This is a genomic window from Veillonella absiana, from assembly GCF_032970865.1.
GTDB lineage: Bacteria > Bacillota > Negativicutes > Veillonellales > Veillonellaceae > Veillonella > Veillonella absiana.
Map to the genome: position 1 here is coordinate 84,068 of NZ_JAWJZB010000006.1, position 26,130 is coordinate 110,197.

Annotated in this window: 25 protein-coding genes and 5 tRNA genes; 29 read left to right on the top strand and 1 reads right to left on the bottom strand. The window is 37.9% G+C overall.

Translation table 11 applies throughout. The annotated features are described in order from the left end of the window. The first annotated feature begins 2 nt into the window (after positions 1-2). The 27 genes from RVY80_RS06025 to RVY80_RS06155 all read left to right on the top strand — a co-directional run bounded on the left by RVY80_RS06025 (position 3) and on the right by RVY80_RS06155 (position 22,588). On the top strand, positions 3-695 hold the full coding sequence (locus RVY80_RS06025; protein WP_295187921.1) for an LmeA family phospholipid-binding protein: 693 nt from the start codon (positions 3-5) through the stop codon (positions 693-695). A gap of 66 nt (positions 696-761) precedes the next feature. Beyond that, positions 762-2,753: a DUF5693 family protein gene (locus RVY80_RS06030; RefSeq protein WP_317329947.1), complete on the top strand. Its 1,992-nt coding sequence runs from the start codon at positions 762-764 to the stop codon at positions 2,751-2,753. Next, on the top strand, positions 2,746-3,834 hold the full coding sequence (csaB, locus tag RVY80_RS06035) for a polysaccharide pyruvyl transferase CsaB (RefSeq protein WP_295187927.1): 1,089 nt from the start codon (positions 2,746-2,748) through the stop codon (positions 3,832-3,834). The genes RVY80_RS06030 and csaB overlap by 8 nt, the downstream gene beginning before the upstream one ends. A 131-nt stretch (positions 3,835-3,965) precedes the next feature. Next, complete coding sequence (locus RVY80_RS06040) at positions 3,966-4,799, top strand: transketolase (RefSeq protein WP_295187928.1); 834 nt, start codon at positions 3,966-3,968, stop codon at positions 4,797-4,799. Positions 4,800-4,801: 2 nt separating this feature from the next. Continuing rightward, the gene (locus RVY80_RS06045; protein ID WP_317329949.1) at positions 4,802-5,734 is read left to right on the top strand and encodes a transketolase family protein; all 933 of its coding nucleotides are present in this window, start codon (positions 4,802-4,804) and stop codon (positions 5,732-5,734) included. Positions 5,735-5,748: 14 nt separating this feature from the next. Next, entirely contained in the window at positions 5,749-6,435 is a 687-nt protein-coding gene (gene ftsE / locus RVY80_RS06050; protein WP_295193113.1) for a cell division ATP-binding protein FtsE, read from the top strand. Next, positions 6,425-7,312, top strand: a complete 888-nt coding sequence (gene ftsX, locus RVY80_RS06055; RefSeq protein WP_317329951.1) for a permease-like cell division protein FtsX — start codon at positions 6,425-6,427, stop codon at positions 7,310-7,312. The genes ftsE and ftsX overlap by 11 nt, the downstream gene beginning before the upstream one ends. Positions 7,313-7,321: 9 nt before the next feature. Beyond that, positions 7,322-8,518, top strand: coding sequence for a murein hydrolase activator EnvC family protein (locus tag RVY80_RS06060; RefSeq protein ID WP_317329952.1), 1,197 nt, complete (start codon positions 7,322-7,324; stop codon positions 8,516-8,518). 1 nt (position 8,519) lies between these two features. Beyond that, on the top strand, positions 8,520-9,665 hold the full coding sequence (locus RVY80_RS06065) for a S41 family peptidase (RefSeq protein WP_295187940.1): 1,146 nt from the start codon (positions 8,520-8,522) through the stop codon (positions 9,663-9,665). 104 nt (positions 9,666-9,769) lie between these two features. Next, positions 9,770-11,041: a GTPase ObgE gene (gene obgE, locus RVY80_RS06070; RefSeq protein WP_295187942.1), complete on the top strand. Its 1,272-nt coding sequence runs from the start codon at positions 9,770-9,772 to the stop codon at positions 11,039-11,041. A gap of 8 nt (positions 11,042-11,049) precedes the next feature. After that, positions 11,050-11,334, top strand: coding sequence for a ribosome assembly RNA-binding protein YhbY (yhbY, locus tag RVY80_RS06075; RefSeq protein ID WP_295187943.1), 285 nt, complete (start codon positions 11,050-11,052; stop codon positions 11,332-11,334). Positions 11,335-11,411: 77 nt separating this feature from the next. Beyond that, positions 11,412-12,548, top strand: coding sequence for a glutamate 5-kinase (proB, locus tag RVY80_RS06080; RefSeq protein ID WP_317329954.1), 1,137 nt, complete (start codon positions 11,412-11,414; stop codon positions 12,546-12,548). 13 nt (positions 12,549-12,561) lie between these two features. Further along, the gene (locus RVY80_RS06085) at positions 12,562-13,821 is read left to right on the top strand and encodes a glutamate-5-semialdehyde dehydrogenase (RefSeq protein ID WP_317329955.1); all 1,260 of its coding nucleotides are present in this window, start codon (positions 12,562-12,564) and stop codon (positions 13,819-13,821) included. Between the two features lie 274 nt (positions 13,822-14,095). Beyond that, the gene (gene nadD, locus RVY80_RS06090) at positions 14,096-14,755 is read left to right on the top strand and encodes a nicotinate-nucleotide adenylyltransferase (RefSeq protein WP_295187949.1); all 660 of its coding nucleotides are present in this window, start codon (positions 14,096-14,098) and stop codon (positions 14,753-14,755) included. 23 nt (positions 14,756-14,778) lie between these two features. Next, on the top strand, positions 14,779-15,363 hold the full coding sequence (gene yqeK / locus RVY80_RS06095; protein ID WP_295187951.1) for a bis(5'-nucleosyl)-tetraphosphatase (symmetrical) YqeK: 585 nt from the start codon (positions 14,779-14,781) through the stop codon (positions 15,361-15,363). Position 15,364: 1 nt separating this feature from the next. Continuing rightward, positions 15,365-16,561: an LCP family protein gene (locus RVY80_RS06100; RefSeq protein ID WP_317329956.1), complete on the top strand. Its 1,197-nt coding sequence runs from the start codon at positions 15,365-15,367 to the stop codon at positions 16,559-16,561. A gap of 13 nt (positions 16,562-16,574) precedes the next feature. Further along, complete coding sequence (gene rsfS / locus RVY80_RS06105; protein ID WP_295187954.1) at positions 16,575-16,937, top strand: ribosome silencing factor; 363 nt, start codon at positions 16,575-16,577, stop codon at positions 16,935-16,937. Position 16,938: 1 nt separating this feature from the next. Next, a complete protein-coding gene (locus RVY80_RS06110) occupies positions 16,939-17,952 on the top strand; it encodes a CvfB family protein (protein ID WP_295187956.1) in 1,014 nt (337 codons plus the stop codon). 3 nt (positions 17,953-17,955) lie between these two features. Next, entirely contained in the window at positions 17,956-19,296 is a 1,341-nt protein-coding gene (gene trkA, locus RVY80_RS06115) for a Trk system potassium transporter TrkA (RefSeq protein WP_317329958.1), read from the top strand. A gap of 18 nt (positions 19,297-19,314) precedes the next feature. After that, positions 19,315-20,826 (top strand): TrkH family potassium uptake protein, encoded by a 1,512-nt coding sequence (locus RVY80_RS06120; RefSeq protein WP_317329959.1) that lies wholly within the window; start codon positions 19,315-19,317, stop codon positions 20,824-20,826. Positions 20,827-20,831: 5 nt separating this feature from the next. Then, complete coding sequence (locus tag RVY80_RS06125) at positions 20,832-21,440, top strand: MBL fold metallo-hydrolase (RefSeq protein WP_317329960.1); 609 nt, start codon at positions 20,832-20,834, stop codon at positions 21,438-21,440. Between the two features lie 91 nt (positions 21,441-21,531). Further along, positions 21,532-21,607 (top strand) — tRNA-Asp (locus RVY80_RS06130). A gap of 9 nt (positions 21,608-21,616) precedes the next feature. After that, positions 21,617-21,692: transfer RNA gene (locus tag RVY80_RS06135), tRNA-Phe, on the top strand. Between the two features lie 7 nt (positions 21,693-21,699). After that, positions 21,700-21,774 (top strand) — tRNA-Gly (locus RVY80_RS06140). 12 nt (positions 21,775-21,786) lie between these two features. After that, positions 21,787-21,861, top strand: a tRNA-Cys gene (locus RVY80_RS06145). A gap of 24 nt (positions 21,862-21,885) precedes the next feature. Next, positions 21,886-21,974 (top strand) — tRNA-Leu (locus RVY80_RS06150). 164 nt (positions 21,975-22,138) lie between these two features. Further along, positions 22,139-22,588: a 2-thiouracil desulfurase family protein gene (locus RVY80_RS06155; protein WP_295187962.1), complete on the top strand. Its 450-nt coding sequence runs from the start codon at positions 22,139-22,141 to the stop codon at positions 22,586-22,588. Between the two features lie 159 nt (positions 22,589-22,747). Here the strand turns inward: RVY80_RS06155 and RVY80_RS06160 are convergent, their stop codons facing one another. After that, positions 22,748-24,577: a phosphoethanolamine transferase gene (locus tag RVY80_RS06160; RefSeq protein ID WP_317329961.1), complete on the bottom strand. Its 1,830-nt coding sequence runs from the start codon at positions 24,575-24,577 to the stop codon at positions 22,748-22,750. 202 nt (positions 24,578-24,779) lie between these two features. Here RVY80_RS06160 and RVY80_RS06165 point away from each other — a divergent pair, with 202 nt between their 5' ends. Continuing rightward, positions 24,780-25,523: a segregation and condensation protein A gene (locus tag RVY80_RS06165; RefSeq protein WP_317329962.1), complete on the top strand. Its 744-nt coding sequence runs from the start codon at positions 24,780-24,782 to the stop codon at positions 25,521-25,523. Then, positions 25,513-26,115, top strand: coding sequence for an SMC-Scp complex subunit ScpB (scpB, locus tag RVY80_RS06170; RefSeq protein ID WP_295187966.1), 603 nt, complete (start codon positions 25,513-25,515; stop codon positions 26,113-26,115). Before RVY80_RS06165 ends, scpB begins: the two co-directional genes overlap by 11 nt. The last annotated feature ends 15 nt before the right edge of the window (positions 26,116-26,130 follow it).

The following is a 26,130-nucleotide window of genomic DNA, read 5'->3' on the forward strand; positions in this document are numbered from 1 at the left end:
TTATGAAAAAGTTTTTGGGATTTCTGTTAGTCCTCGTTATCATTGTTGCTATAGCCGGGCAATATCTATTGCCTAAATACATTGGTATGAGAATTGAGGATCAGTTAGATGAATCCTTACATCCTAGTGATCAAACTGTTGTAGTAGAGTCTATGCCTGCAGTTAAATTATTATATGGTGATGTGGATGCTATTCGGGGTAATTTGGAAAATGTAAAACTAGGAGCTCTTAGTTTTACAGGCTTTCACTATGAGCTAGATAATATTACTGTAAATCCAGTAACATTGATTATGAATCAAAAGCTCGATGTATTGAGTGTTCAGAAATCCACTATGGAAGGCATTGTTACAAAAGATGATTTAACACAATATATGGAAGCTCAAGTTAAAGGTCTGGAGAATACAATCGTTTCCATGAAGGATGAGAAAATCACTGTTACTGGAACGATTAATGTAGGTGGATTCCTCAAAGGTAAGGCTGAAATTACAGGAATGCTTGATTTAAATAAAAATGTGTTATATTTTGAACCTCAACGATTTACACTAAATGGAACTACTATTAGTGGATTGAATTCCTCTCTGCTTGAACCTATCGCTATTTATGATTTCAATGAATTCCCTATATCTGTGAAAGCAGATAGTATCTCTGTGAAAGATGAGGCTATTCGTATTAAGGTAACACCCATTATTGAGTAGAAAGGATGTATCGTGATTCAACGGATGACACCTAAAAAAAATAATTCCATAATTTTAATCCTTTGTATGGCAATAGGCTTGTTAACGGCATTATTTCTCGTATATCAACGAGACCGTATAGAAGAGGCTCAAAACCATATTGAAAATATTGTCGATTATGATGCTGTATTACGAGCATCCGCCTTTGAAAAACGTTCTACCCATGATGCTTTTAAAGCATTAAAAGCGTCTGGTGTTACAGCATTTGCTATTTATGATCGAACATTAGAAAAAGCTAATGATGCTGGTGAGATTCAATTGCTCAATGCACAAGACTTGAGTACTAATGTTCAACTCTATGGTGCTAACTATAAGGCAGGTGCTTTATACGTAGCTAGTGTACCCGGTAAAGAAGGATATTTTAAAGAAATTCGTGAAGACTTAGTACATCGCCTTGGTGCTGATAAAGTAGGTCTAGTGAATTCCTCTAGAGGTTTATTACTAGAATTAACTGGTGCTCCTTATGAGGCGTTGTCTACGATGAAATTGAGTATTTCTCGTTTACAAGCACAAGAAGTATCTAATCGTGGATTTAACGTTATCGTTCGCCCTACAAACTTTAAAAATGTAACACCAGAAGATACACGCTATGTATTTAGTCGTATTAATGATATCCCAAATGTAACGGGCATCGTATTTACGGGTAAAGAAATATTAGGGGCGCCTAAATATTTAGATGAAACATTAAAAGAATTAAACTCCCGTAATATTCCTTTGATTGGTATAGAAGCTGTTAACCAACTACAATATGATCCTCAAGCAGGATTTAATGAATTAGCCGCTATGAAGGAATATAGTGTAGGTCGTTTATATACCATCGCCAAAGATGAGTTAAAGAAAATTACTCCAGAGGAAGCGTCTCAACGCTACTATATCAGTGATATTGAGCGTAATATTCGCTTTAATTTATTCCCATTGTATGAAGACGGTCAAAATAATACTACATCTCTTCAAACAACAATTAATTACATTGCGGAATCTCGCGATAAATTAGCAGAAAAAGGTTTTGAATTTGGTCGTGGTGATGTATATCCTGCGTACAATCCGAATCCATTACTCGTCGTAGTGACTATGGTTGGCTCTATTGCCTTGTTTGTATTTGTTTTACAAATGCTCGTGGCTATGAGAACACATAAACAACTTGTATTGTTCTTTGCACTATCCTTAGCATCTATCGTTGTATATATCATTACAAGCGGTACTATGATTACTTTATTGTGGGCGTTATCGGCGGCCGTAATGGCACCAGTAGGGGCTATGATCATGGTTATGGATCATTGGAAGAGTATTGCATCAGATACTCCAGTAGGACCGTGGAGAGCTACAGGATATGCGTTGATGTACTTAGTTGGTGCAGCTCTGTTTGCGGCTGTGGGCGCTATGTTTATTGCCTCTATGCTAGGTAATACTCGATTCTTTATGGAATTTGCCATCTTTAGAGGTGTTAAATTAACATTTGTATTGCCAATTGTATTAGTAGCAATTGCGTATTTACAACGGTTTCCATTGTGGAAAGGTCGTATGTTAAATAGCAAAGAAGAAGCTATTAACTTTGTAAAAGAATTTCTTACGATGGATGTGCGTTTCTATGTATTCTTAGTGGTTGGTGCATTAGCAACCGTAGGCTATGTATTTGTGGGGCGTAGCGGTCATACTGCTGGCGTACCTGTACCAGCGGCAGAACTTATGCTTCGCCGTTTCTTGGAGAATACATTATATGCTCGTCCTCGTGAAAAAGAATTTATCATTGGTCATCCAGCATTTATGCTAGCAACCTTTGCATTCTTACGTAAATGGCCATTGGTGATTCACTTTATATTAACTATTGCTAGTGTCATTGGTATTGCTTCTATGGTAGAGACATTCTGTCATTTACGCACACCAGTGATGATGTCTATTATGCGTGGTGTAGATGGTTTGTGGATTGGTGCTATTCTTGGTGTCGTTGCTATCTTAGCAGCCCGCTTCTTAATCTATGTGGCACAATGGTACCAACAACGGGAGGTTAATCATGAGTAACATCGTGATTTCTGGGTATTATGGCTTTGGTAATGCCGGTGATGAGGCCATGCTTAATGCTATTGTTGATTCCATTCGCGATATTGAACCGACCGCTAATATTACTGTTATCTCTGGTAATCCTAGTGAGACCAGTAAAAAACATAATCTCCAAGCAGTAGGAACATTTGCGATGTTCCCTATTATGTCTGCGCTGATGAAAGCTGATTTACTCATCAGTGGGGGTGGTAGTTTATTACAAGATGCTACAAGTATTCGTAATACTTATTACTATCTCAGTATCATGAGTATGGCTAAGATGCTTGGAAAAAAGGTAATGCTCTATGCACAGGGTATTGGACCTTTGTACAATCACTCTACACGACGTGCGGTAGCGAAAGTATTAAAACATGTGGACTACATCACTGTGCGCGATGAAATATCTAAGGAAGAGTTACTTTCACTAGGCATTACCAATGTACCCATTCAAGTGACGGCAGATGCTGTATTGGCCATGCATGATCCTGATTTATCTATCGGGGAAAACATTTTATCCCAATATGCCATGGATTTAACGAAAAAACGCATCGGTATAGCCGTTCGTAGTTGGAAATCCGATACGGCCTATCGCAGTGAATTAGCTAAGGCTTTGACGAAGCTGAAAGAACGTGACAAGGTAGAGGCCATATTCATTCCTATGTCTCATCCTGAGGATACGGAGGAGGCGAAGGCTATATGTGCTTTGATGCCTCAAAGTGGCGTGGTATTAGAAGGGCCTTTTAATACCACCGAACTACTAGCACTGTCTGGTAGCATTGATGTGATGATTGGTATCCGTTTACATGCCCTTGTATTTAGTTCCCTTTTGAAAAAACCGGTCATAGGCATATCATATGACCCAAAAATTATCAGTTTTTTACAAATGATTGGCCAACAGGCTATAGGAACTATGGCAGAATTAAATGGAGAGGTATTGTATGAACGCATTCATGAATTACTGCAAGATACATCCTCCTATACAGTATCATTTAATCGTATTTCTGAATTAGAACAAATTTCTAAGACAAATGCATTCATTGCATTGTCATTGCTGGAAAAGTAATGTAAGAATTCTGTTATTACAGAAACATGTTGTTTCAGAAATCTGTTATTACATCTTTCTGTAAATGCAGAATGTGCCAAATTTAAGGATTTTCCCAATTTTATGGATTTACTCCAGAAAGAGAGGTCTCTATGACTACATTGACTCAAGAACAAAAACAATTAGTTCAAGAGAAAGCAAAACAAATTCGTGCTAGCATTGTGAAAGCTGTTACTGCGGCTAACTCTGGCCATCCAGGTGGCTCCTTGTCCATCGCTGATGTAATGTCCTTATTGTATTTCGTAGAAATGAATGTAAATCCTGAAAATCCATCTGATCCTAATCGAGATCGCTTTGTATTATCCAAAGGTCATGCGGCACCAGCATTGTATGCTACATTAGCGGAAAAAGGTTATTTCAGTAAAGATGAATTATTGAATTTACGTAAAATTGACCATATGTTACAAGGTCATCCAGATATGAAACATACACCTGGTGTTGATATGTCTACAGGTTCTCTGGGCCAAGGTATCAGCGCTGCCTGTGGTATGGCATTGGCTGGTAAAATTGATAATGCTGATTACCGAGTATATACAATTCTTGGTGATGGTGAATTAGAAGAAGGCCAAGTATGGGAAGCAGCCATGTTCGCTGGTCACTATAAATTGAACAATTTGACAGCCTTTGTAGATTTCAATGGTTTACAAATTGATGGTGATATTACAAAAGTATTGTCCCCATTGCCAATTCCTGAAAAATTCCAAGCTTTCACATGGAATGTGATTGAAGTGAATGGTCACGATATTGATGAATTGCACAACGCCATCGAAGCTGCTAAAGCAGTCACTGATGCACCAACATGTATCGTTATGCATACTGTAAAAGGTAAAGGCGTAGCGGATATGGAAGGCCAAGCAGGTTGGCATGGTAAAGCACCAAGTGCAGAACAAGGCGAACAATTTGTGAAAGAAATTTTGGAGGGTTAATCATGGGTAAAGCAACTCGAGAAGCATACGGTAACGCATTAGCAAAAGTAGGTCAACAAGATACTCAAATTATCGTATTAGATGCGGATTTATCTAAATCCACAAAAACAGATACATTTAAAGGCGCATGCCCTGAACGTTTCTTTAACGTTGGTATTGCTGAACAAAACTTGATTTCCGTAGGTGCAGGTTTAGCTGCGACGGGCAAGAAACCTTTCGTTTCGTCCTTTGCTATGTTTGCGTCTGGTCGTGCATTCGAACAAATTCGCAATGCCGTATGTTATCCAAAACTCAATGTAAAAGTATGTGCTACACATGCTGGTATTACTGTTGGTGAAGATGGTGCAACTCATCAAGCATTAGAAGATATTTCTTGCATGCGTACATTACCTAATATGACCGTTATCGTACCAGCTGATGAAAAAGAAACTGAATCCGTTATTGAATGGGCAGCACAATACAATGGTCCTGCGTATATTCGTTTAGGTCGTGCTGGAGTTGATGACGTGACACAAGATGGTTATGCATTTAAACCAGGTGTAGCAAATGTATTAAGCGAGGGTACAGATGTGACATTGATCGCTTGTGGTGCCTTGGTAGGTCCAGCTGTAGAAGCTGCTAAATTATTGGCGACTGACGGTATTTCCGCTGGTGTTATTAATATGGCATCCATTAAACCTATTGATGTAGATGCTATTGTGAAAGCAGCAAAAACGACAGGTGCTATTGTAACAGCTGAAGAACACAATATCATTGGTGGTCTTGGTGCAGCTGTAGCAGAAGTTGTAGTAGCTAATGCACCAGTACCGGTTGAATTTGTTGGGGTAAAAGATACATTTGGTGAATCTGGTACTCCAAAAGAACTGATGGTTAAATATGGTTTAACTGCCCAAGATATTGTAGCCGCCGCTAAAAAAGCAGTTGCTCGTAAATAGAAAAGGAAGTTTGTATGATTGAATTTAAAAACGTTAGTAAGGTTTATGAAAATGGCTCTATTGCACTAGATGACGTATCTTTATTTATCGATAAAGGTGAGTTTGTTGTGGTTGTTGGCCATAGTGGAGCCGGTAAATCTACGTTGTTTAAGTTGTTAACTCATGAAGTTGTGCCTGATTCAGGTTCCGTTCTAGTTAATGATGTAGATGTGACTCGTATTAAGACGAGTAAAATTCCTATGTTACGCCGTAAATTAGGTGTTGTATTTCAAGACTTTCGTTTATTACCTAATAAAACGGTATTTGAAAATATCGCCTTTGCATTGGAAGTAATTGAGGAAAAACCATCCGTAATTAAGGAAAAAGTAGAACATGTATTAGAACTCGTTGGTCTAGAGGATAAAGCTAATGACTTGCCAGAGGATTTGTCTGGTGGGGAACAACAACGTGTGGCAGTAGCTCGTGCTATCGTAAACCGTCCATTAGTACTCATTGCCGATGAGCCAACGGGTAATTTGGATCCCAATACAAGTAAAGATATTGTTGATTTGTTTAAACACATTAACAACTTTGGTACTACTGTGGTTATGGTTACTCATAATATGGACCTTGTAACGTATTTAAATAAACGTGTCATTCAATTAGAAGGTGGCCGTGTAAAAAGTGATAATTTGAGAGGTGCAGAATTTAATGAAGATTAGAACGTTTAGATACTTTTTTAAAGAAGCATTGAAATCTATGCGCCGCAATGGACTCATGACATTGGCCTCCATTTCAACAGTTGCATTGTCTTTGTTTATGCTTGGTGTATTTCTATGTGGTGTTGTGAACTTGAACAACATGGCAGAAAGTTTAGAAAATCAAGTAGAGTTAAGTGTTTACTTGAAGGATGATTTAACTACTGATCAAATTATGGCGGTAGGTAAAAAAGTTAAAGAGATTCCAAATGTTAAACGTATAGAGTTTATCAATAAAGAGCAAGCTATGACCGATTTTAAGGAACGTTTAGGTGACCAACAACAATTGGTAAGTTCTCTTAATGGTGTAAATCCATTACCAAATTCTTATGTGTTAACATTTGAAAACCCAGAAGATGTAAAGTCTACTGCTCGTTTGGTGACAACATTCCCAGGTGTAGAAAGCTCTCATTATGGTCAAGATGTTATTGAAGAGTTATTCAAAATCACTCAAATTATTCGTATTGGCGGCATCGTATTAATTGGTTTTTTAGCAGCTGCTACATTGTTTATCATTTCTAATACGATTCGTTTGACAGTATTTGCTCGTCGTAAAGAAATTGCCATTATGAAATACGTAGGTGCAACGAATAGCTTTATTCGTTGGCCATTTATGATTGAAGGTATGTTGTTAGGTTTTGTAGGTGCGATTATTGCTACTTTGTGTGTAGGAGAATTTTATCATTTTATTACTTTAGAAGTAGAGCAATCTTTAGCGTTCTTCCCATTAGTTAAAATGTTCCCATTCTTTTATACATTAGTCGGTGTGTTATTGGGTGGTGGCATCTTGGTAGGTGCTATCGGCAGTACAATCTCTCTTAAACAGTATATGAAAGTGTAGTAGATAGTGATGATACAGAATAAACAACTAGTTCGTTTGGTAGCTAGTATTGTCTGTGGTTCTATTATCTTGGGTACTCCATTATTCATATATGCGGAGGATGAAGATTTAACGAACCAATTGAATACTGTACAGCAACAAATGAATGAGCAATCTTCAAAGGCTACGGATGCAGAGGCAGTTATCGTCAGTGTATTTGAACAATTACGCCAAATCGATGCAGAGTTACAACAAGCTACAAATGAATTACAAGCTATTCAGCAGCAACGCATTGCTTTAGATAATGATATTGCTCAAAATGAAAAATTATTAGCAGAAGCACTTAAACGTTTAGAAGAACGTGAAAAAGTATTTTATAAACGTGTTCGTGATATTTATATCAATGGTCGTTTGAGCTATATTGATGTAGTAGTAGGGGCAAAGGATTTCAATGATTTTGCGAACCGCATGGAAATCTTAAAACGCATCGTAGATGCTGATGTTAATCTTATAAAAGAGATTATGCATGAGCGAGAAGAAATCGAAGCACGTAAAGCAAAATTAGAAGAAGATCGTGCTAAAGTAGTAGAACTTGAAAAAGCTGCACAAGCTAAACAAGTTGAAATTGAACAAAAACGTGCAGAACGAGCAGTAGTTCTTGAAAAAGCTCAAAGTGATAAAGCTACAGCGATGGCAGCTATCCAAGAGTTACAAGCTGCATCTGCTCAAATTTCAGATATGTTAAAACAACGTCAAGCAGAACGTGCTGCCGCAGCAGCGGCAGAGGCGGCTGCTGCGGCAGCAGCTGGTCAAGCACCACCGCCATCCTCGTATACACAGGGTACGGGGGTATTGGGATGGCCAGCTAATGGTGAAATTACATCGCCTTATGGCTATCGTACACATCCTATCTTTGGCACTACTATTTATCATAGTGGTATTGATATTGGCGTTGATTATGGTACACCAGTTCATTCTGCTGATAGTGGAACAGTTGTTTATGCTGGTTGGATGAGTGGTTACGGTAATACTGTCGTTGTAGACCATGGTAATGGTATTTCTACATTGTATGGTCATAATGAAGATGTTGCAGTATCTGAAGGTCAAAGTGTTGGTAAAGGCTCTGTTATTGCTTATGCTGGTAGTACCGGCAATAGTACTGGTCCTCATGTTCACTTTGAAGTTCGTGTGAATGGTGATCCAACAGATCCAATGGGATATTTATAATATGAACAAACAAATTCTATGGAGTGTTAGTAAATCCATTTTGAAAATACTAGGTTCAGGCATCCTTGTGATGTGGCTAGTATTTTGGTATCTTTCAGGTACATTTTGGGGATTTCCTCGTTATATGTTTACCTATTATGTGTCTAGCCAAGTATTCATGACACCTGTAGCAAAGCAAACCTTGTTTGAAGGTTCGCTAAAAGGTATGGTGTCATCTCTTGGTGAACCACATAGTCAATATTTAGATGCAGAAGACTATACGAGTATTATGGAGCAAACATCAGCTACTTATAGTGGGGTTGGTATGGTACTTGGTATGGGAACGGATGGTCTTGAAGCCGTTAGCGCTATTGAAGATCAACCAGCTGCAAGAGCAGGTATTGAAAGTGGTGACCGTATCATTAAGATTAATGATGTTGATACGAGTACATTGACCATTGAAGAAGCCTCTAAACGAGTTCGTGGGGAAGCTGGTACGGATGTAACACTTGTAATAAAACGGGGCAATGAAGAAAAAACTTTCACCATTACTCGTGAAAAGATTACATTACCAACTGTAAAATCAAAAATGTTAACACCAGATGTGGGATATATTCGCATTAGCCAATTTGCAGAGAATACGGGTAATGATTTTGGCCTACAATACCAAGACCTAAAAAAACAAGGCATGAAGAAGTTAATTATCGACCTTCGTGATAATCCTGGTGGATTATTAACGACAGCACAAGAAATTTCTGATTTTATATTGCCGAAAGGTACATTAGTTACGGTACAAGATCGTTCTGGTAAAGTGGCTGAATATGATTCGGCAGGAATAGAAAATCCTATTCCATTAGTGATACTCATCAACAAAGGTTCAGCTAGCGCCTCTGAAATTATTGCAGGTGCTGTACAAGATCGTAAGGCTGGTACTATTGTGGGTACTAATAGTTATGGTAAAGGTACTGTACAAACGATTTTACCTGATTTTGGTAATGAAGCTATTAAGATTACTATAGCTAAATATCATACGCCGAATGATCGTGTTATTGACGGCATTGGTATTAAACCAGATGTAGAAATTGCTCTACCAGATGGTACAAGAACAAAAGGCACATTAGAGGACGTACAAGTCCAAAAGGCCTTTGATATTCTGAATCAAGAATAACAGATAATTTAAATCAAGAATAAAAGATAAGTTAAACCGATAGTGAAAGACGTCCCTTGGTAATAACCATAGGCCCTCTTTGATTATCAGAAAAGGACGGATATATGTTTATAGATCGCGCTCGAGTTTTCGTATCAGCCGGTGATGGTGGCGATGGAATGAGTAGTTTCCGCCGTGAAAAATATGTTCCTAATGGGGGACCTAGCGGTGGTGATGGCGGTAAAGGGGCCGACGTCATTTTAAAAGCAGATAAAAATATCAACACCTTAGTTGATTTCAGATACAAACGTCAATTTAAAGCACCAGCAGGCGAAAATGGCCAAAGTGGTAATAAATATGGCCGTGGTGCTGAACCAATGATTATTCCAGTTCCATTGGGAACCGTTGTAAAAGAAGAAGCAACTGGGAAAGTATTTTGTGATTTAACGCAGGATGGTCAAACTTTCACCATTGCTAAAGGTGGCCGTGGTGGTCGTGGTAATGCCCATTTCCACAGCAGTGCTAACCGGGCCCCTACATTTGCTGAAAAAGGCGAACCCGGTGAAGAACATTGGTTACAATTAGAGTTAAAAGTATTGGCTGACGTTGGTTTGTTGGGTTACCCAAGTGTAGGTAAATCTAGTATTCTTCGTAAAGTGTCTGCTGCACAACCAGAAGTAGCAGCCTACCATTTTACAACATTAACACCCGTGTTGGGCGTAGTATCCCTACCAGGTGAACGTAGCTTTGTCATGGCGGATATTCCTGGATTGATTGAAGGCGCTAGTGAAGGTGTTGGCTTGGGTCATAATTTCTTGCGTCATGTGGAACGTACGAATATTCTTATCCATGTACTAGATGTATCTGGTATGGAGGGGCGCGACCCTAAAGAAGATTTTGATGCTATTAATGAAGAGTTAAAAAAATACTCTGAAAAATTAAGCCGTAAAATGCAAGTGGTAGCATTAAATAAAATAGATTTGGTTCAAGATGAAGAAACGATTCCAAATGTACGCAAATATTTTGAAGATAAAGGTTACGAAGTATATTGCATTAATGCCCTCAGTGGTGAAGGTCTTCCAGAATTAATGGAACGGGCTTACTACTGGGTTGAAAATTATGAACCAGATCCAGAGTCTACTGATGATACTGTTATGTATGAAGCAAAACCAGATGTAGAATTTGTTATCACTCGTGGTGATGATGCAGCATTCTACATTAAGGGCGATCGTATTGAGCGTTTAGTAGCGATGACAAATTTGGATGACGATCAATCCTTACGTCGTTTCCAACAAATTTGGCGTTACATGGAATTAGATAAAAAATTACGAGAAAAAGGATGTAAAGATGGCGATGAAGTGGTAATCGGTGATCAAACATTTACATTCCAAGATTAGGAGATAGAATGACAGGAAAACAAAAACGATATTTACGCTCTTTGGCAGCTACGATGGATCCAGTTGTACAAATTGGTAAAAATGGTTTAGAAAATAGTGTTATCGATAGTGCACGGGCAGCATTGATGGCACGGGAATTGATTAAAGTTAAAATGCTGAACAATAGTCCAGAAGACAAAGATGTATTTCAAACATTAGCAAATATGCTAGGAGCAGAACTCGTTCAAGTCATTGGTTTTAATGGCGTATTGTATAAAGCTAAAAAAGAACCGAAAATTATTTTACCAAAATAATTTTATCTATTGTATGAATGGTAGGTACTAATCCATAGCATACTAATTAACTGGTATTTCCACGTGAGGAATGCGATATGAGAGCAGAGATTCAACAGGCAAAACGAATTGTCATAAAAGTAGGAAGTAGTACATTGTGCTATGAAAAAGGTCATTTGAATTTAGAACGCATCGAAAAAATTGTTCGTCAAATCTCTGATTTGGCAAACCAAGGCAAGGAGATGATTCTTGTCTCCTCTGGTGCTGTAGGGGCTGGTCTGGCTCCGTTAGGATTTAAAGAGCGCCCTCGTGATATTGTGCTTAGACAAGCCTCTGCAGCGGTTGGACAAGGTGTATTGTTACATATGTATGAGCGGATGTTCCGTGAATATGGCCACACTGTAGGTCAAATATTGCTAACCCGTGCAGATAGTACGTCTCGTCATAGTTATTTGAATTTACGTAATACCTTAAATGCGTTATTGCGCTTAGGTGTTATTCCTATCATCAATGAAAATGATGTCGTAGCTATCGAGGAGTTTAAAATTGGTGATAATGATACATTATCTGCTAATGTGGCGGGTATTATTGAAGCTGACTTATTGTTGATTTTGTCTGATATTGATGGCTTGTATACGTCCAATCCGTCTACCAATCCAGAGGCTACTTTAATTGATGAAGTGCTTCAAATTACTGATGAAACCTATGCTATTGCTGGTGGTGCTGGCTCATCCATTGGTACTGGTGGCATGTATACGAAAATCAAAGCTGCTCATATTGCTACTAACTCTGGTGTTCATATGGTTATAGCTTCTGGTGAAAAAGATGATTCTATACGCCTTGTTGCTAAAGGTGGAGTGGTAGGAACTCACTTTAAACCACTGGAAAACGCTCATAATCAAAAGAAACATTGGGTGGCATTTGGCAAACGTTTACAAGGGGAAATTCATGTGGACGATGGTTGTGCTAAGGCCATTTTGGATAAAGGCTCTAGTATTTTACCAGCTGGTGTTATTTCTGTAGTTGGAGAATTTGAACCAGGTGAAACCTGTAGCATTCTTCATGGCAACAAGGAGATTGCACGTGGTATGGTGAATTATAGTTCCCATGATATTGACCTAATCAAAGGTCATAAAACTGCGGAAATTGCCAACTTATTAGGTATTGATGCAGCGAGTATTAATGCTACCTATGATGAGGTTATTCATCGTGATAATCTTGTTATTTTACGATAATTGAGGTGTATCTATGAATCAATATGCTGACATATTTCAACATATGGGTGAAAGAGCAAAACTTGCCTCTCAAGAACTCATCCAATTAACAGAAGAGCAAAAAAATAAAATCTTATTGGCTATTGCCGCTCGATTAGAAGAACACACAGAAGAAATTCTAGCAGTTAACGAGTTAGATATGAAAGATGCAGTGATCAATCAAATTCCTACGATTATGTTAGATCGCTTGAAATTGACAACAGAACGCATTCAACAAATTGCAGAAGGCGTTCGTCAAGTTGTTGATTTAGAGGATCCTGTAGGTTGCGTCCTTGATGTGATCGAGCGCCCTAATGGTTTACACATTGAAAAACGATGTGTACCATTAGGTGTCATTGCTATAATTTTCGAAGCTCGTCCAAATGTAACTGTAGATGCATCGGTACTTTGTTTCAAAACAGGTAATGCAACCATACTTCGTGGTGGTAAAGAAGCATTCCGTACAAACCAATGTGTGGTGAAGGTCATTCGTGATGCTATTGCTGAGAATGGTGTTAATCCTGATGCTATTCAACTCGTTGAGGTGTTAGATCGTGAGGCGGTAGGGACTTTATTATCCCTACGAGACTATATCGATGTAGTCATTCCTCGTGGCGGTGCTGGATTAATTCAACGTGTTGTCCAAGATAGTGCTATCCCGGTTATTGAAACTGGTAGTGGTATATGCCATACCTTTGTAGATGAAACAGCAGACCTGTCAATGGCTCTTGAGATTTCGATTAATGCGAAGGTACAACGTCCTTCAGTATGTAATTCCATGGAAACATTGTTAGTACATCAAGCGGTAGCAGACCAATTTTTACCAATGTTAGAGCAAGCTATGCAGGCGCGAAATGTACGTATTCATGGAGATGAAACGATTCAACACCGCGTGGCGCAAGTGATTCCTTTAATAGAGGATTCTTATGCTACAGAATATAATGATTTAGATTTAAATGTACGTATTGTAGATTCTTTGGAAACTGCTATTCAACACATTAATCAATATTCCACACATCATTCTGAATGTATCGTCACTAGCGATGATCAAGCGGCTGCAGAATTCTTAAATCGTATCGATGCGGCTACAGTCTATTGGAATGCATCTACACGATTTACAGATGGTTTTGAATTTGGCTTTGGTGCTGAAATTGGTATTAGTACACAGAAGTTACATGCTCGTGGACCTATGGGGCTACCAGCGTTAACATCCATTAAATATGTTGTAACTGGTACTGGCCAAGTTCGAGGATAATACATTGGTTCGATTGCGACAAATGGTACGCGGGTATTATCAATACGTACAAACTCCTAAAGGACGTTATGAATGGATATCTTATGGACAAGCCATATTGTTATTTTTATGTATCGTGGGCCTTTGTATGGCCGTGATGCACTATATCATAGATTAACTTTGGTGTAAGTAGAGGCTATCTTGTTCTTAGAGCTATAACTTGATTCAAACAGGGAATATACGGTGATAGGCTATATAAGCCTAGTAGTATTTCTGAGATTGTGTGGTGATTCTCTTGGAAACGACAACTAAAAAAAGACGAATTGGCATTATTGGTGGTACATTTAATCCTATTCATTTAGGGCATTTAATGATCGCAGAGGTTGCTTATGAGGAATTTGAATTAGAGCAGGTTATCTTTGTGCCTACTCATATTTCACCACATAAATTTCATGATGTTATTAGTGCTTATCATAGATATGCTATGACGGCTGCCGCGGTGGAGGATAATCCTCATTTCACTATTTCTGATGTGGAAATTAAACGAGATGGTTATTCTTATACAATTGATACCATACGATATTTTCAAGAGCAGATGGGACCTGATGTAGAGTTTTATTTCATTGCTGGCACAGATACGATTGAATTACTACCATCGTGGCATTATATTGATGAATTATTACAATTATGTCATTTTATTGGTGCCATGCGACCAGATGCAAAAGAAATGGTGGACTCAGTACTAGAATTTTTTGGTGAGAAAGCAATTGGTCGTATTCACCTCCTACAGGTACCGGAGATGAAATTATCTGCTACGTATTTACGGGAACGGTTGCGTGCTGGTAAAACAGTACGTTATATGTTGCCAAAATGTGTAGTAGACTATATTACCAATAATAATATTTATACAGATGTAGATAGTACTAGCGTTCTACATACTGAACATACTAATTAAATACGAAATGAAGAGGACGTACAGTGACAATTGAAGAAATGAAGGCTCAGTTGAGCCAGCATTTATCAAAAAAACGATTTATTCATACATTAGGCGTTGTTGACGCAGCTGTGGAACTAGCTGAACAATATGGCGCTGATATAGAAAAAGCTAAATTAGCTGCGTTATTACATGATTCTGCCAAAGAATACAAGCTAAAAGACATGCAAGCCGTAGTCGAATCAAAAGGTTTGGCTGTTGATTCAATGATGCGTAATAGCGGCGCTTTACTTCATGGTTTAGCAGGTATGATTGTAGCTGAACAAGACTATGGTGTTATAGATCCAGAAGTATTAGAAGCCATCCGTGTTCATACAACGGGAAAACCCCATATGTCTAAGCTGGATAAAATTGTATTCCTAGCGGATTACATTGAGGTAAACCGTGATTTCCCTGGTGTTGAAGCTTTACGAGACCTTGCAAAAGAAAATTTGAATCAAGCTGTGTTATTAGGCTATGATAATACAATCCAGTTTTTACTTGATTCAAAGGCTACGATTTATACATTGACCATAGAAGGTCGTAATGCATTAATTGAAGAAATACAAGCAAATAGTAGGGAGAAATAGTATGGCGCAAGATGAAAATAAATCCGCCTTGCGAAAACGACGAAAGAAGCGCACAAAACAATCTGGTGTTAAATGGGGCCGTTTGATTTTTGTCATTCTTTTGTTAATCGCTGTTGTAGGTGGTCTTGTTTATGGGGTATCACAAGCCGTTTCGTATGTACAAACTAGTTTAAGTTCCTCAAGCACATCAGCGGATACTAGTGCTACGATGAGTGATGAAAATCAACCAAGAACTACAGTACCCACTGTGTCTGTAGAACAGCAAGCGGTAGATAAACCAATTTATGTTCTTGTTGTTGGCAAGGATACTAATAATCCGGCCCAATCCGATTCATTGTTCCTCATGGCCATTAATGAAGAACAGAAAACCATGGACATCATTGGTATTCCTAGCAATAGTAAAATTGAAAGCCGAAACCAAAAATCGGTAGATATGTTAAATACTATGTATAGCCAAGGTGGTATCGAATTAACGAAGGCAGTGGTAGAGGATATATTCCGTATCTCTATTCCATACTACATTGTAGTGGATGAAGCAGCTTTCAAAAAAACAAATGATGTGTATGGTAATCGCGATATGTATGTGGAACAGAATATGTCCCATGTAGACAGTGCTACTGGGAAGGAAGATATCAGTCTTCGTCGGGGATTCCAAACATTAAATAGTGAAAACGCTCTAGGATATTTACGATATTCCGATGATAATAATGACACATTTACACGTGTACAACGACAAGAACGTTTCTTGAAACTCTTATTGGATCAATCTTTGAGTTCTTTCACAGTGACAAATTCCTATCATATTTGGCGTGTATGGGATGAATATGAAAGTAATATTTCTACCTATGATGCTATCAGCTTGATGATGAAAATCGGCCGTATGGCACAGGAAAATATTCATTTCTACATTTTGCCTGGTGAAAAAGAATCCATTGATGGAAAAATATACTGGAATATTAATCCAACGGAATCTCAACGATTAGTGGGCATTATGATGGGGGATTTACCAGCCGATGATGCGAATGGTAACCTCACTAAAACACCAACGGTAAGTGAATCAACTACAAGTACCGTAAAATCGGAAGATAGTAAATCTGAAGAAAGAACAACCTCCACAAGTACACCTAAAGAACCTGGTGAGACTGAATCGGATACAACGAGTAATACACCATCAAAATCTAATAGTACAAAAGAATAATTAAGGAGATATAATGAAAAAAAAGGAAGATATTAAAAACACAGCATTAGCATTGGCACAAGCAGCATTCGAGAAAAAAGCTCATGATATTACGATTTTAGACCTAGAAGGCATTTCTATGTTAGGTGACTATTTCCTAATCGTCAGCGGTAATAATGTAAAGCAATCACAAAGTATTGCTGATGAAATCGAAGATGTGGCAGCTAAAGAAGGCGTAACAGTACTTCACCGCGAAGGCTACCGTGAAGGCGAATGGATTTTGCTTGATTTTGGCGATATCATTTGTCATATTTTTGGCGGCGATGAACCACGTGAATTCTATGGTCTTGAACAATTATGGAATGATGCAGTTCAAGTAGAATTTGAGGGAGTATAATATGGCTAGCGAATTAATGGAGAATACCATTGCCACTCTAAAGGTGTTGCGTAAAAGTGAACAAGGCGCCTTTTTAGATGGTCAAACTGGTAATACCTCTGATGATATTTTGCTTCATAATGATCAACAAACTGACAAGGTCGCTATTGGTGATGAAGTAGAGGTATTCCTCTACAAAGACCCCAAAGGTCGTTTAACTGCTAGTATGCGCTTACCGGCTATGAAAATTGGTCAAATTGGATATACAGAAGTCATTAATACAACGAATTTCGGTTGTTTTGTTGAGGTCGGTACTGAACGTGGTATCTTTATGCCTCATGCGGAAATGCGTGGCCGTCCACAAGTGGGCGAAAAGGTTTGGGTTCGTTTGTATACGGATAAATCACGTCGTTTAGCGGTATCTATGGACGTAGATGACGAAATGCGTCGTGCTTCAAAACCTGCTGTAGAGGCAACGATTGGCCAAATGGTACAAGGCGCAGTTTATAACCTCACCGGTGATGGTGCGTTCTTGATTACCCCTGAACGTTGGATTGCCTTTATGCACCGTAGTGAAATGACACATACTGTGAAAGTCGGTGAAATGGTATCCGCACGTATTACGTTTAAACGTGATGATGGACGTGTCAACGTATCTATGCGTCCAATTAAGGAAAAGGCATTGCTATCTGATGGCGATGTTATTATGAATTATTTGGAAGAGAGAAATGGTAAGATTCCATTCAGCGATAGTTCCTCTGCCATGCTCATTAAGGATAAATTTAATATCTCTAAAGCTGCTTTTAAAAGAGCCTTGGGTCATTTAATGAAGGAACGGAAAATTGTTCAAGAAGATGGTTGGACACTGCTCACAGATGACGGTCGTAAATTTTTAGACACCAAGCGTGCAGAAGCTGAAAAATTAGCTTTAGAGCAGACAGAAACTAATTTACAACGGGAGCAAAATTCTGCTGATAAAACTGGTGCTGATCAAAGTAATATTAAATCTGGAGAGGACACCGATAATAAGGATTAAATTATGAAAATCATAGTCGTAGGTGCAGGGAAAGTTGGATATTCCCTTGCTCAAAGATTAGTACAAGATGAACATGATGTATTTATTGTTGATAAATTTGCAGAACGAATTGACAATTTAAAAAGTAGTCTCGATGTAAATCTAGTACATGGCAATGGTAGTGATTTAAAATTACTTCAAGAAATTGGTGTGGAAGATGTAGGGATGTTTATTTCTGTTACTGACTCGGATGAGGTTAATATTTTGTCTTGTTCAGTAGCAAAAATATTAGGTATTCCTAAAACTATTGCTCGTGTTCGGGATAATACTATGGTTGAAAATATGGATGAACACCTACGAGATCGTTTAGGTGTTGATTTATTTATCAATCCAGAAATGGTCACGGCTCAAGAATTGCTGCAAATACTTGAAACACCAGGTGCTATTGATGTAGAGGAATTTGGCCAAGGTACTGTACGATTGATGGAATTTAAGGTACATGATGAAATTTCAATTTTACATCAACCACTTAAAGAAATCAGATTTCCAGAAGGCGTATTACTAGTGGGTATTTTGCGGGCTGGGGAAATGATTATTCCTCATGGTGACAGCTATCTAGAATTCAATGATAATGTATTCTTCCTAGGATTAAAAGAAAGTGTAGAAGAGGTGGAACGAACTTGGTTCCATAATAATTATACATACAATAAACGCGCTACTGTTGTAGGGGCCGGTCTAATTGGTAGAAACTTATCTATATTATTAGAGCAAGCTGGCTTTTCTGTAAAAGTCATTGAAAAAGATTATGAGCGTTGTGAGTTATTGGCATCACAGCTAGATAAAGCCCTGGTTATTAATGGGGATGCAACGAATTTAGAACTCCTTGAGGCCGAAGAAGTCGGTGATAGTGATGTTATTATTTGCCTTACGGATGATGATAAGCTTAACTTGCTAGTAGCTCTTGTTGGTAAACATATGGGGATTCCTAAAACAGTTGTTCGTGTAGGTCGACCTGAATATATTATGCTTATGGAACAAGTGGGAATTGATGTCGTTTTTTCCCCAAGATTATTGACATCTGGTGAAATTCTCCGTTTTGTTCGCCGTGGTGAGGGGCTCGTAAGTATTTCTACTTTTGAAGGTGGTAAAGCAGAATCCATTGAATTAGAAATTACTGGATCTTCCCCTATTGTAGGAAAACAATTGAAGGATATCCGCCTTCCAGGAAAAGCTCTTGTAGGGGTCATTTTGCGCAATGGCGAGCCTATTGTACCGACTGGGATTACTGAGGTTTTAGAAAGCGACCATATCATTATGTTTACATTGCCAGATAATGTAAATAAATTACTTAAATATTTGCAGTAATACTGCTGTAGGAGCCATATGCGTATCCAAATTGTTATGAGACTCGTAGGGCAACTATTATTTATCTTTAGTGCCTTTACTCTAATTCCATTTGTATATGGATTAATCAATCAAAATTTATATTTTTCATTTCTCTATACGAGTTTACTAGCCCTAGTATTAGCTGGATGGTTATATAGAAATGGAATCAAGAGCCAAAACTTTAGTTTAAGGGATGGCTTTCTTGTGGTGTCTATGATTTGGATTTTGACATCAATACTGGGCTCTTTACCATTTATTTTCTCTGGTATTTTAACGAATCCTTTAAGTGCTTTATTTGAATCTACATCGGGTATTACTGCTACAGGTGCATCTATTATTGCCGACGTTGACACTATTCCAAAAGCCTTTATTTTATGGCGTGGTGTATTGCACTGGATTGGAGGGATGGGGATTATCGTTTTGATTCTATCTTTCCTTAAAAACTTAGGGGCCGATGCGGCTCATTTCTTTAATGCCGAAGCCTCTGTGCCAAAGCCTGGTGTGGTAATGCCTAGAATCAGATCTATGGCATCAAAATTATGGCGATTATACTTGGTGTTTACTGTGGCTTGTTTTTTGATGTTGTGGGCTGGTGGAATTGAACCTTTTATTGCATTAAATTATGCATTTTCAATTATTGCTACCGGTGGACTTGCGCCAACTACAGCAGGTGGATTTGATTATAGTGCTAGTAATTATATTACAGGAGTATTCGTATTCTTTATGATTCTGGCGGGGGGCAATTTTTCAGTTTATTATAACGCACTTCATAAAGGCATTAAATCCATATTTTTGGATTTTGAGACACGCATGTATTTACTTGTTTTAGCTATTGGTGTGATATCAGTATTTCTATTTTTATGGTATTTCTCCCCTACTAAAAGCCTAGTTACATTGTTTAGAGAAGCTACATTTATGTTAGTGTCTTTACAAACAGGTAGCGGTTTTGCTATAGCAGATTATAATTTATGGCCTGCAGCATCTCAAATTATTTTATTTGTGTATAGTTTCTTTGGAGGCTGTAGTGGTTCTACTACAGGGGGCCTTAAAATTATTCGAATTATCATATTAATGAAGAGTAGTATTATGCATTTGCGCAAGTCTATTCACCCTGATATGGTTCAACTAGTGCGTGTAAATGGTAAGCCTATGCCTGATAAATGGATTCAAATGACACAACAATTTTTCTTTTTGTTTGTGGCTATTTATATACTATCTGTAATTGGTATGGCTTGTACTGGTATGGAAACCAGTGATGCACTTCAAATTGTAACGGCCTTTCTCGCTAATGTAGGGATTGCCTTTGGTAATTTTGGTCCCACAAGTTCTTTTGCAGATCTCCATGATTTTGCAAAATTAGTGGCTATATTTGATATGCTATTAGGACGTTTAGAGTTATTTACTATACTTGTTATGTTTCATCCTCAATTTTGGGAAGGCTATTTTATAAAATCATCTAAACCAAAACAGTATCAAGTGATATGGAATCAAGGTCGTAAACGAAGGTGATAGAGTTGACTATTTTAAAGCGCCCCTTAGGACTATATAAGGCGAACTGTTATATATTAATTAAAGATAATCAATCTATCATTATCGATCCAGGCTTTCACAGTCAACATATTATCGAAATGGTGAAAGATACGACACCGTTGGCAGTGCTGTTAACACATGGTCATTGTGATCATGTAACAGCACTCGATGATGTTTGCCAATATTTTAATATACCAGCCTATTTACATCCTAATGATCAAGAATTATTACAGTTGATTAGACGTCGTCCAAGTGTATACAAAAAAAAAATGTATACTGAGTGTGAAGATTTAATAGAAGGACAACTACAAGTGGGGCCCTTTGATTTACAAGTTCATCATACACCAGGGCACAGCACGGGATCGGTATGTATTCAGTGGGAAAATCATTTATTTACAGGAGATACTGTTTTTAAGCAAATGGTAGGAACAATAGATACCTATACAGGGAATGCAGCGGAAATGAAAGCGAGTATAGAAAGAATCATAACCTTTTCTGATGCATTATACATTCATCCTGGGCATCAAGAAGATACGACGATTAAAGATGAACGCCCTTATTTGTTAGAATATATAGCTTCACATCAAATGTGAGAGTAGGGGGTCTAAATTTTGTAAAATTTATCTATTTATACGCTTGACAATATGTGTGAAAAACTATATACTAACAAAGTACTCTAAATACGGCCCCGTGGTGTAGCGGTTAACATGTCGCCCTGTCACGGCGAAGATCGTCAGTTCAAATCTGATCGGGGTCGCCATTTATGTATGCCTCGGTAGCTCAGTCGGTAGAGCAACGGACTGAAAATCCGTGTGTCGACAGTTCGATTCTGTCCTGAGGCACCATGTACATGCGGGAATAGCTCAGCGGTAGAGCACCGCCTTGCCAAGGCGGGGGTCGCGAGTTCGAATCTCGTTTCCCGCTCCATTATTCCACTATGGCGGCATAGCCAAGCGGTAAGGCAGAGGTCTGCAAAACCTTTATTCCCCAGTTCGATTCTGGGTGCCGCCTCCATAATTACATACTAACGTTACCCATGCCGGGGTGGCGGAACAGGCAGACGCAACGGACTTAAAATCCGTCGGTTAGAAATAACCGTACCGGTTCGATTCCGGTCCTCGGCACCATTTAGACTAACTTCGGTTAGTCTATTTTTTTATATCTAATAGAGGTTATATATACTTAGATTAGCTTTATACTAGCCCGTTAAATGATGAAATTATGGGATATGTATTTGTAAGTATAGAGCAAGTATATGTACTATCGTAGATTATTTAATAAGGATATACCTATGAGCGATCAAGAAAAGAATTATATATTAGTTAGTGCTTGTTTATTAGGTGACAATTGTAAATATAATGGTGGAAATAATTATGTAGAGCATATTGAGCGTCTTAAAGAGCGCTATACAATTATTCCATGTTGCCCTGAGGTATTAGGTGGATTGACAACGCCTAGGGCTCCTGCAGAACGAATACAGGAATATGTAAGATGTGCATCGGGAGAAGATGTGACAAAAGAATTTCACCGAGGTGCACTTATGGCGTTAGCATTAGTAGAAAAATATCATTGTAGATATGCTGTACTAAAATCTAGAAGCCCTAGCTGTGGTAAAGGTCAAATTTATGATGGCACATTCTCCAAACGATTAGTTGATGGTAATGGTGTTACTACAGAATTATTACTTAAACATGGTATTCAAGTTTATACAGAACATGATATAGAAAATAATATATTATAAGAGCTAGCTATTTGCTTTATAGTTTGGGGTATGGGTGAAAGATATGGGCTGAAAGCTTATCTTATAAATGAATGTTAATAAGTAATAGGTAGAAATAGAAAACCCTGAAGTAATGAAAAACTCATTATCTCGGGGTTTTGGCATGTATTTAATTGAGTTTTACTTCATATACAATGGATCATTTGCAAGCGGTTGTTCGCCTAGTAGTGTAGTTAAATTATGAAGATTAAAGCGATACTTTGGATTCGAGAAATCTCGGGTCGCATCATAATGATTACTAGGGGCTTGCATGATACCAGTAAGCGTATCATACAATAAATCATTTGTGAAATATTGGTTTCTATTTTCGGCTAAGGTTCTTGCTGTTGTGGGGAAAGCTTGGCGATAGTCAGGAGACAGATACATCCAGAATGGAATACGAGCCATCGTGAAATCGAATGTATCTGGATTATGAGATTTATCTAAGCTTTCACCATGATCTGAGAAGTATACCATCGCTTGAAGGTGTAAATTATCTTTGGCGTAGGTATAAATGTTTTGTAAGAGCCAATCTGTGTAGAGTTGACTATTAGCATAGGCTTCCATACCATCGGGGGAAGGTCCTTTTTTCCATTTGCTAAATTCATGTGGATATCGGTCATTATAGTAAATATGACTGCCCATAATATGAATGACGATAAAGTTATTTTTAGTAGGATCCACTTCTTTCAAAAGAGGAAGTAGATATTCATCATAACGATCAGAGAAGCTATAGGACTCATGAGCCCATTTGGTTTTGTCTGATGTTTTAGCCATTAAAGAAATGGCTGTATCGTATTCACCAAACACACCTTGGTTACTAAACCATGTTGTGTTATAGCCTGCTTTTTTAGCGATGTCCATAATGTTTGCAGAATCTAAAAATGGACGATCGTCATATTGGTTACGTTCTGACAGGGCGCGTTCTAATGTTGGTACAGTTTGTACATATGAGGAATAGGCATGATTAAAGAAGTAAAAATTATCTCTATCTTGTGATACTTGACTTTGCCATGGTGTATCATCATAGGCAAAATCAGGATTATAGACCTTCATATAATCACGAGAGGCAGATTCGCCAATGACTAGGATGATGGTACCGGGTGTTTCCTTTGCTGCTGTATTTGGGGAATCTAAATTAAATGAATCATATACCTTATGATGGTGGTCGTTGTATTGTTGCATTTGTTTTACATAGTCAACAGCAGCGTACCAGTTAGCCATAATACAAGTAACAGGAAATAAGAAGAATGGTACATAAATTAGAAAGGCCACTAGTGCGGACACAAGCACGCCAAGACGAAGTGGACGTGTAGAGTTGAGTTCTACTACACGACTCATACCACAATGACACCAGTAGAGGAAATAGGTCCAAACTATGAGTCCTATACCGACGGCGATAAGTCCAGGATATCCAGCTGTACTTTTTAGAAAACCGAAGGCTTCCTCAGGATTTGTCATATACAAAGCTAATAAGCTGGCAGGTGTCAAACAATGCCAAGTGGCAATATAATAGCCAATTTGAATAAATGGAATTAAGCTCAGTAACATACTGATGATGGAAAAAATAAAACTAATACTTTTGGTCCATTTTTGAGGGAAGGTTGCGAGAAAATGAAGTCCAGAACAGCCCATGAATATGAGTAAGCCAAATAAAAAATCATTAGCGAATTCATAAAAATAGAGTGGTTTAATATAGGACCAATGGAATAGTAGTGGGAATGTGAGCATCCATAAGATACCTACAAGTCCATGACCAATGAATGGTCTGTGGAAAACGGTGGAGCCCATAAAATATTGGAATAAGAATAAACCAACACTGGTAGGAACCGCTAAAATTGTAATGTCTTCAACATCGAGCCCTAATGTAATAGGTGTATAGATGAGGGTAAGAACAATATACGTTATGATACCGATAATGCCATATCTAAATATGGGGTTATGGTATATCTGTTTGAGTCCGTTAAGCATGGTATAAGCCTTTCGCGACATAGTATAAATTTGTAATGAAAAATAAATAAAATTGCTTATTATAAGATATCAGAACTAAGTAAAAAATACAATACATTGAGGAGGACACATTACGTGAAATAGACTAGAGTTTTCTAGTAAAGTAGCTTATAATTAAATGGTTATAGAGGTTAATATATTCTGCTACTAAAAAAGGAACTATATGGAGGACTATAGCTATAAATTTTCAGTCTTTGAAGGACCGTTAGATTTATTATTACATTTAATAGAAAACCACAAAATTGAAATTTATGATATTCCTATTGTAGAAATAACAAGCCAATATATGGAGTATTTAGACAGTTGGAATCATTTTGACATTCATTATAGTAGTGAATTTCTTGTAATGGCCTCCACATTGTTGCAAATTAAATCGCGTATGTTATTGCCAAAGGCCTCACCAGTTACAGAGGATGAGGAAGATCCTCGTGATGAATTAGTAGCTAAACTTGTTGAATTTAAGAAAATCAAAGAGTTTACAGAACTAATTTATGAAAAGACTTCCTTAGATACAACATTATTTTCCAGACCAGAGGAAACTAGCGTTCTTGGTTTAGATCGATATTATGAGCTTGATATTTCTCATTTATACCAAGTATTCGCTAACACATTTAAACGTGTATTAGAAGAACAAGAAACACCGATAACACAGGTTAAGGTAGAGAAAGATCCGTATAGTCTTGAGGATATGATGATTCATTTATTTAGCCGTGCTCGGCGTGGTGAGAGCATGTTCTTTAGTCAACTATTAATGGAAATTGGCGACAAGAGTGGAATGGTAACTGTTTTTATGGCTGTATTAGAATTATTGAAACAACAAACTTTATTTATAACAGATATAGATGATGATATTATCTTGTCAGCACAAGTAGATGAACCATTACAGGAGGAGCTTGATGAATATTGATATTGCACATATAGAGGCAGTACTCTTTGCAGCAGCTAAACCATTAACCTACGATGTGTTAGCTGACATTTTTGAAAGCCCTAAAGACGATATTATATTAGCAGTAAAAGAATTAGAATCGTATTTGGTTCATCAGAATCGAGGCATTCGCATTCGTATCTCTGGTATGGGTGTGGAGCTCGTTAGTGCACCAGAAGCCAGTGAATATATCGGGCAGATTCGTCGAAAAGAAGATAAATTATCTAATGCAGCGATGGAAACATTAGCTGTTATAGCCTTTAAACAGCCTGTTACAAAGGCTGAGGTGGAAGAAATACGTGGCGTAAATAGCGATAAGGTATTAAAGCAACTATTATCGAGGGGGCTTGTTAGTGAATTGGGGCACAAGGATAGTATTGGCCGTCCTATTTTATATGGTACAACAGATGAGTTTTTGCGCAGTGTAGGCGTGAATTCACTAGCTGATTTACATGAAGAAGTGACACATCAAGATGATCGTGTTGAAGGTACTAGTGATATGACTATGGTGACGGCAGTAGATACAGTGGATGAAACAGAAGCTTTGACTACTAATTCTCAGGATGTGCATTAAATCTAGAATAAAGAA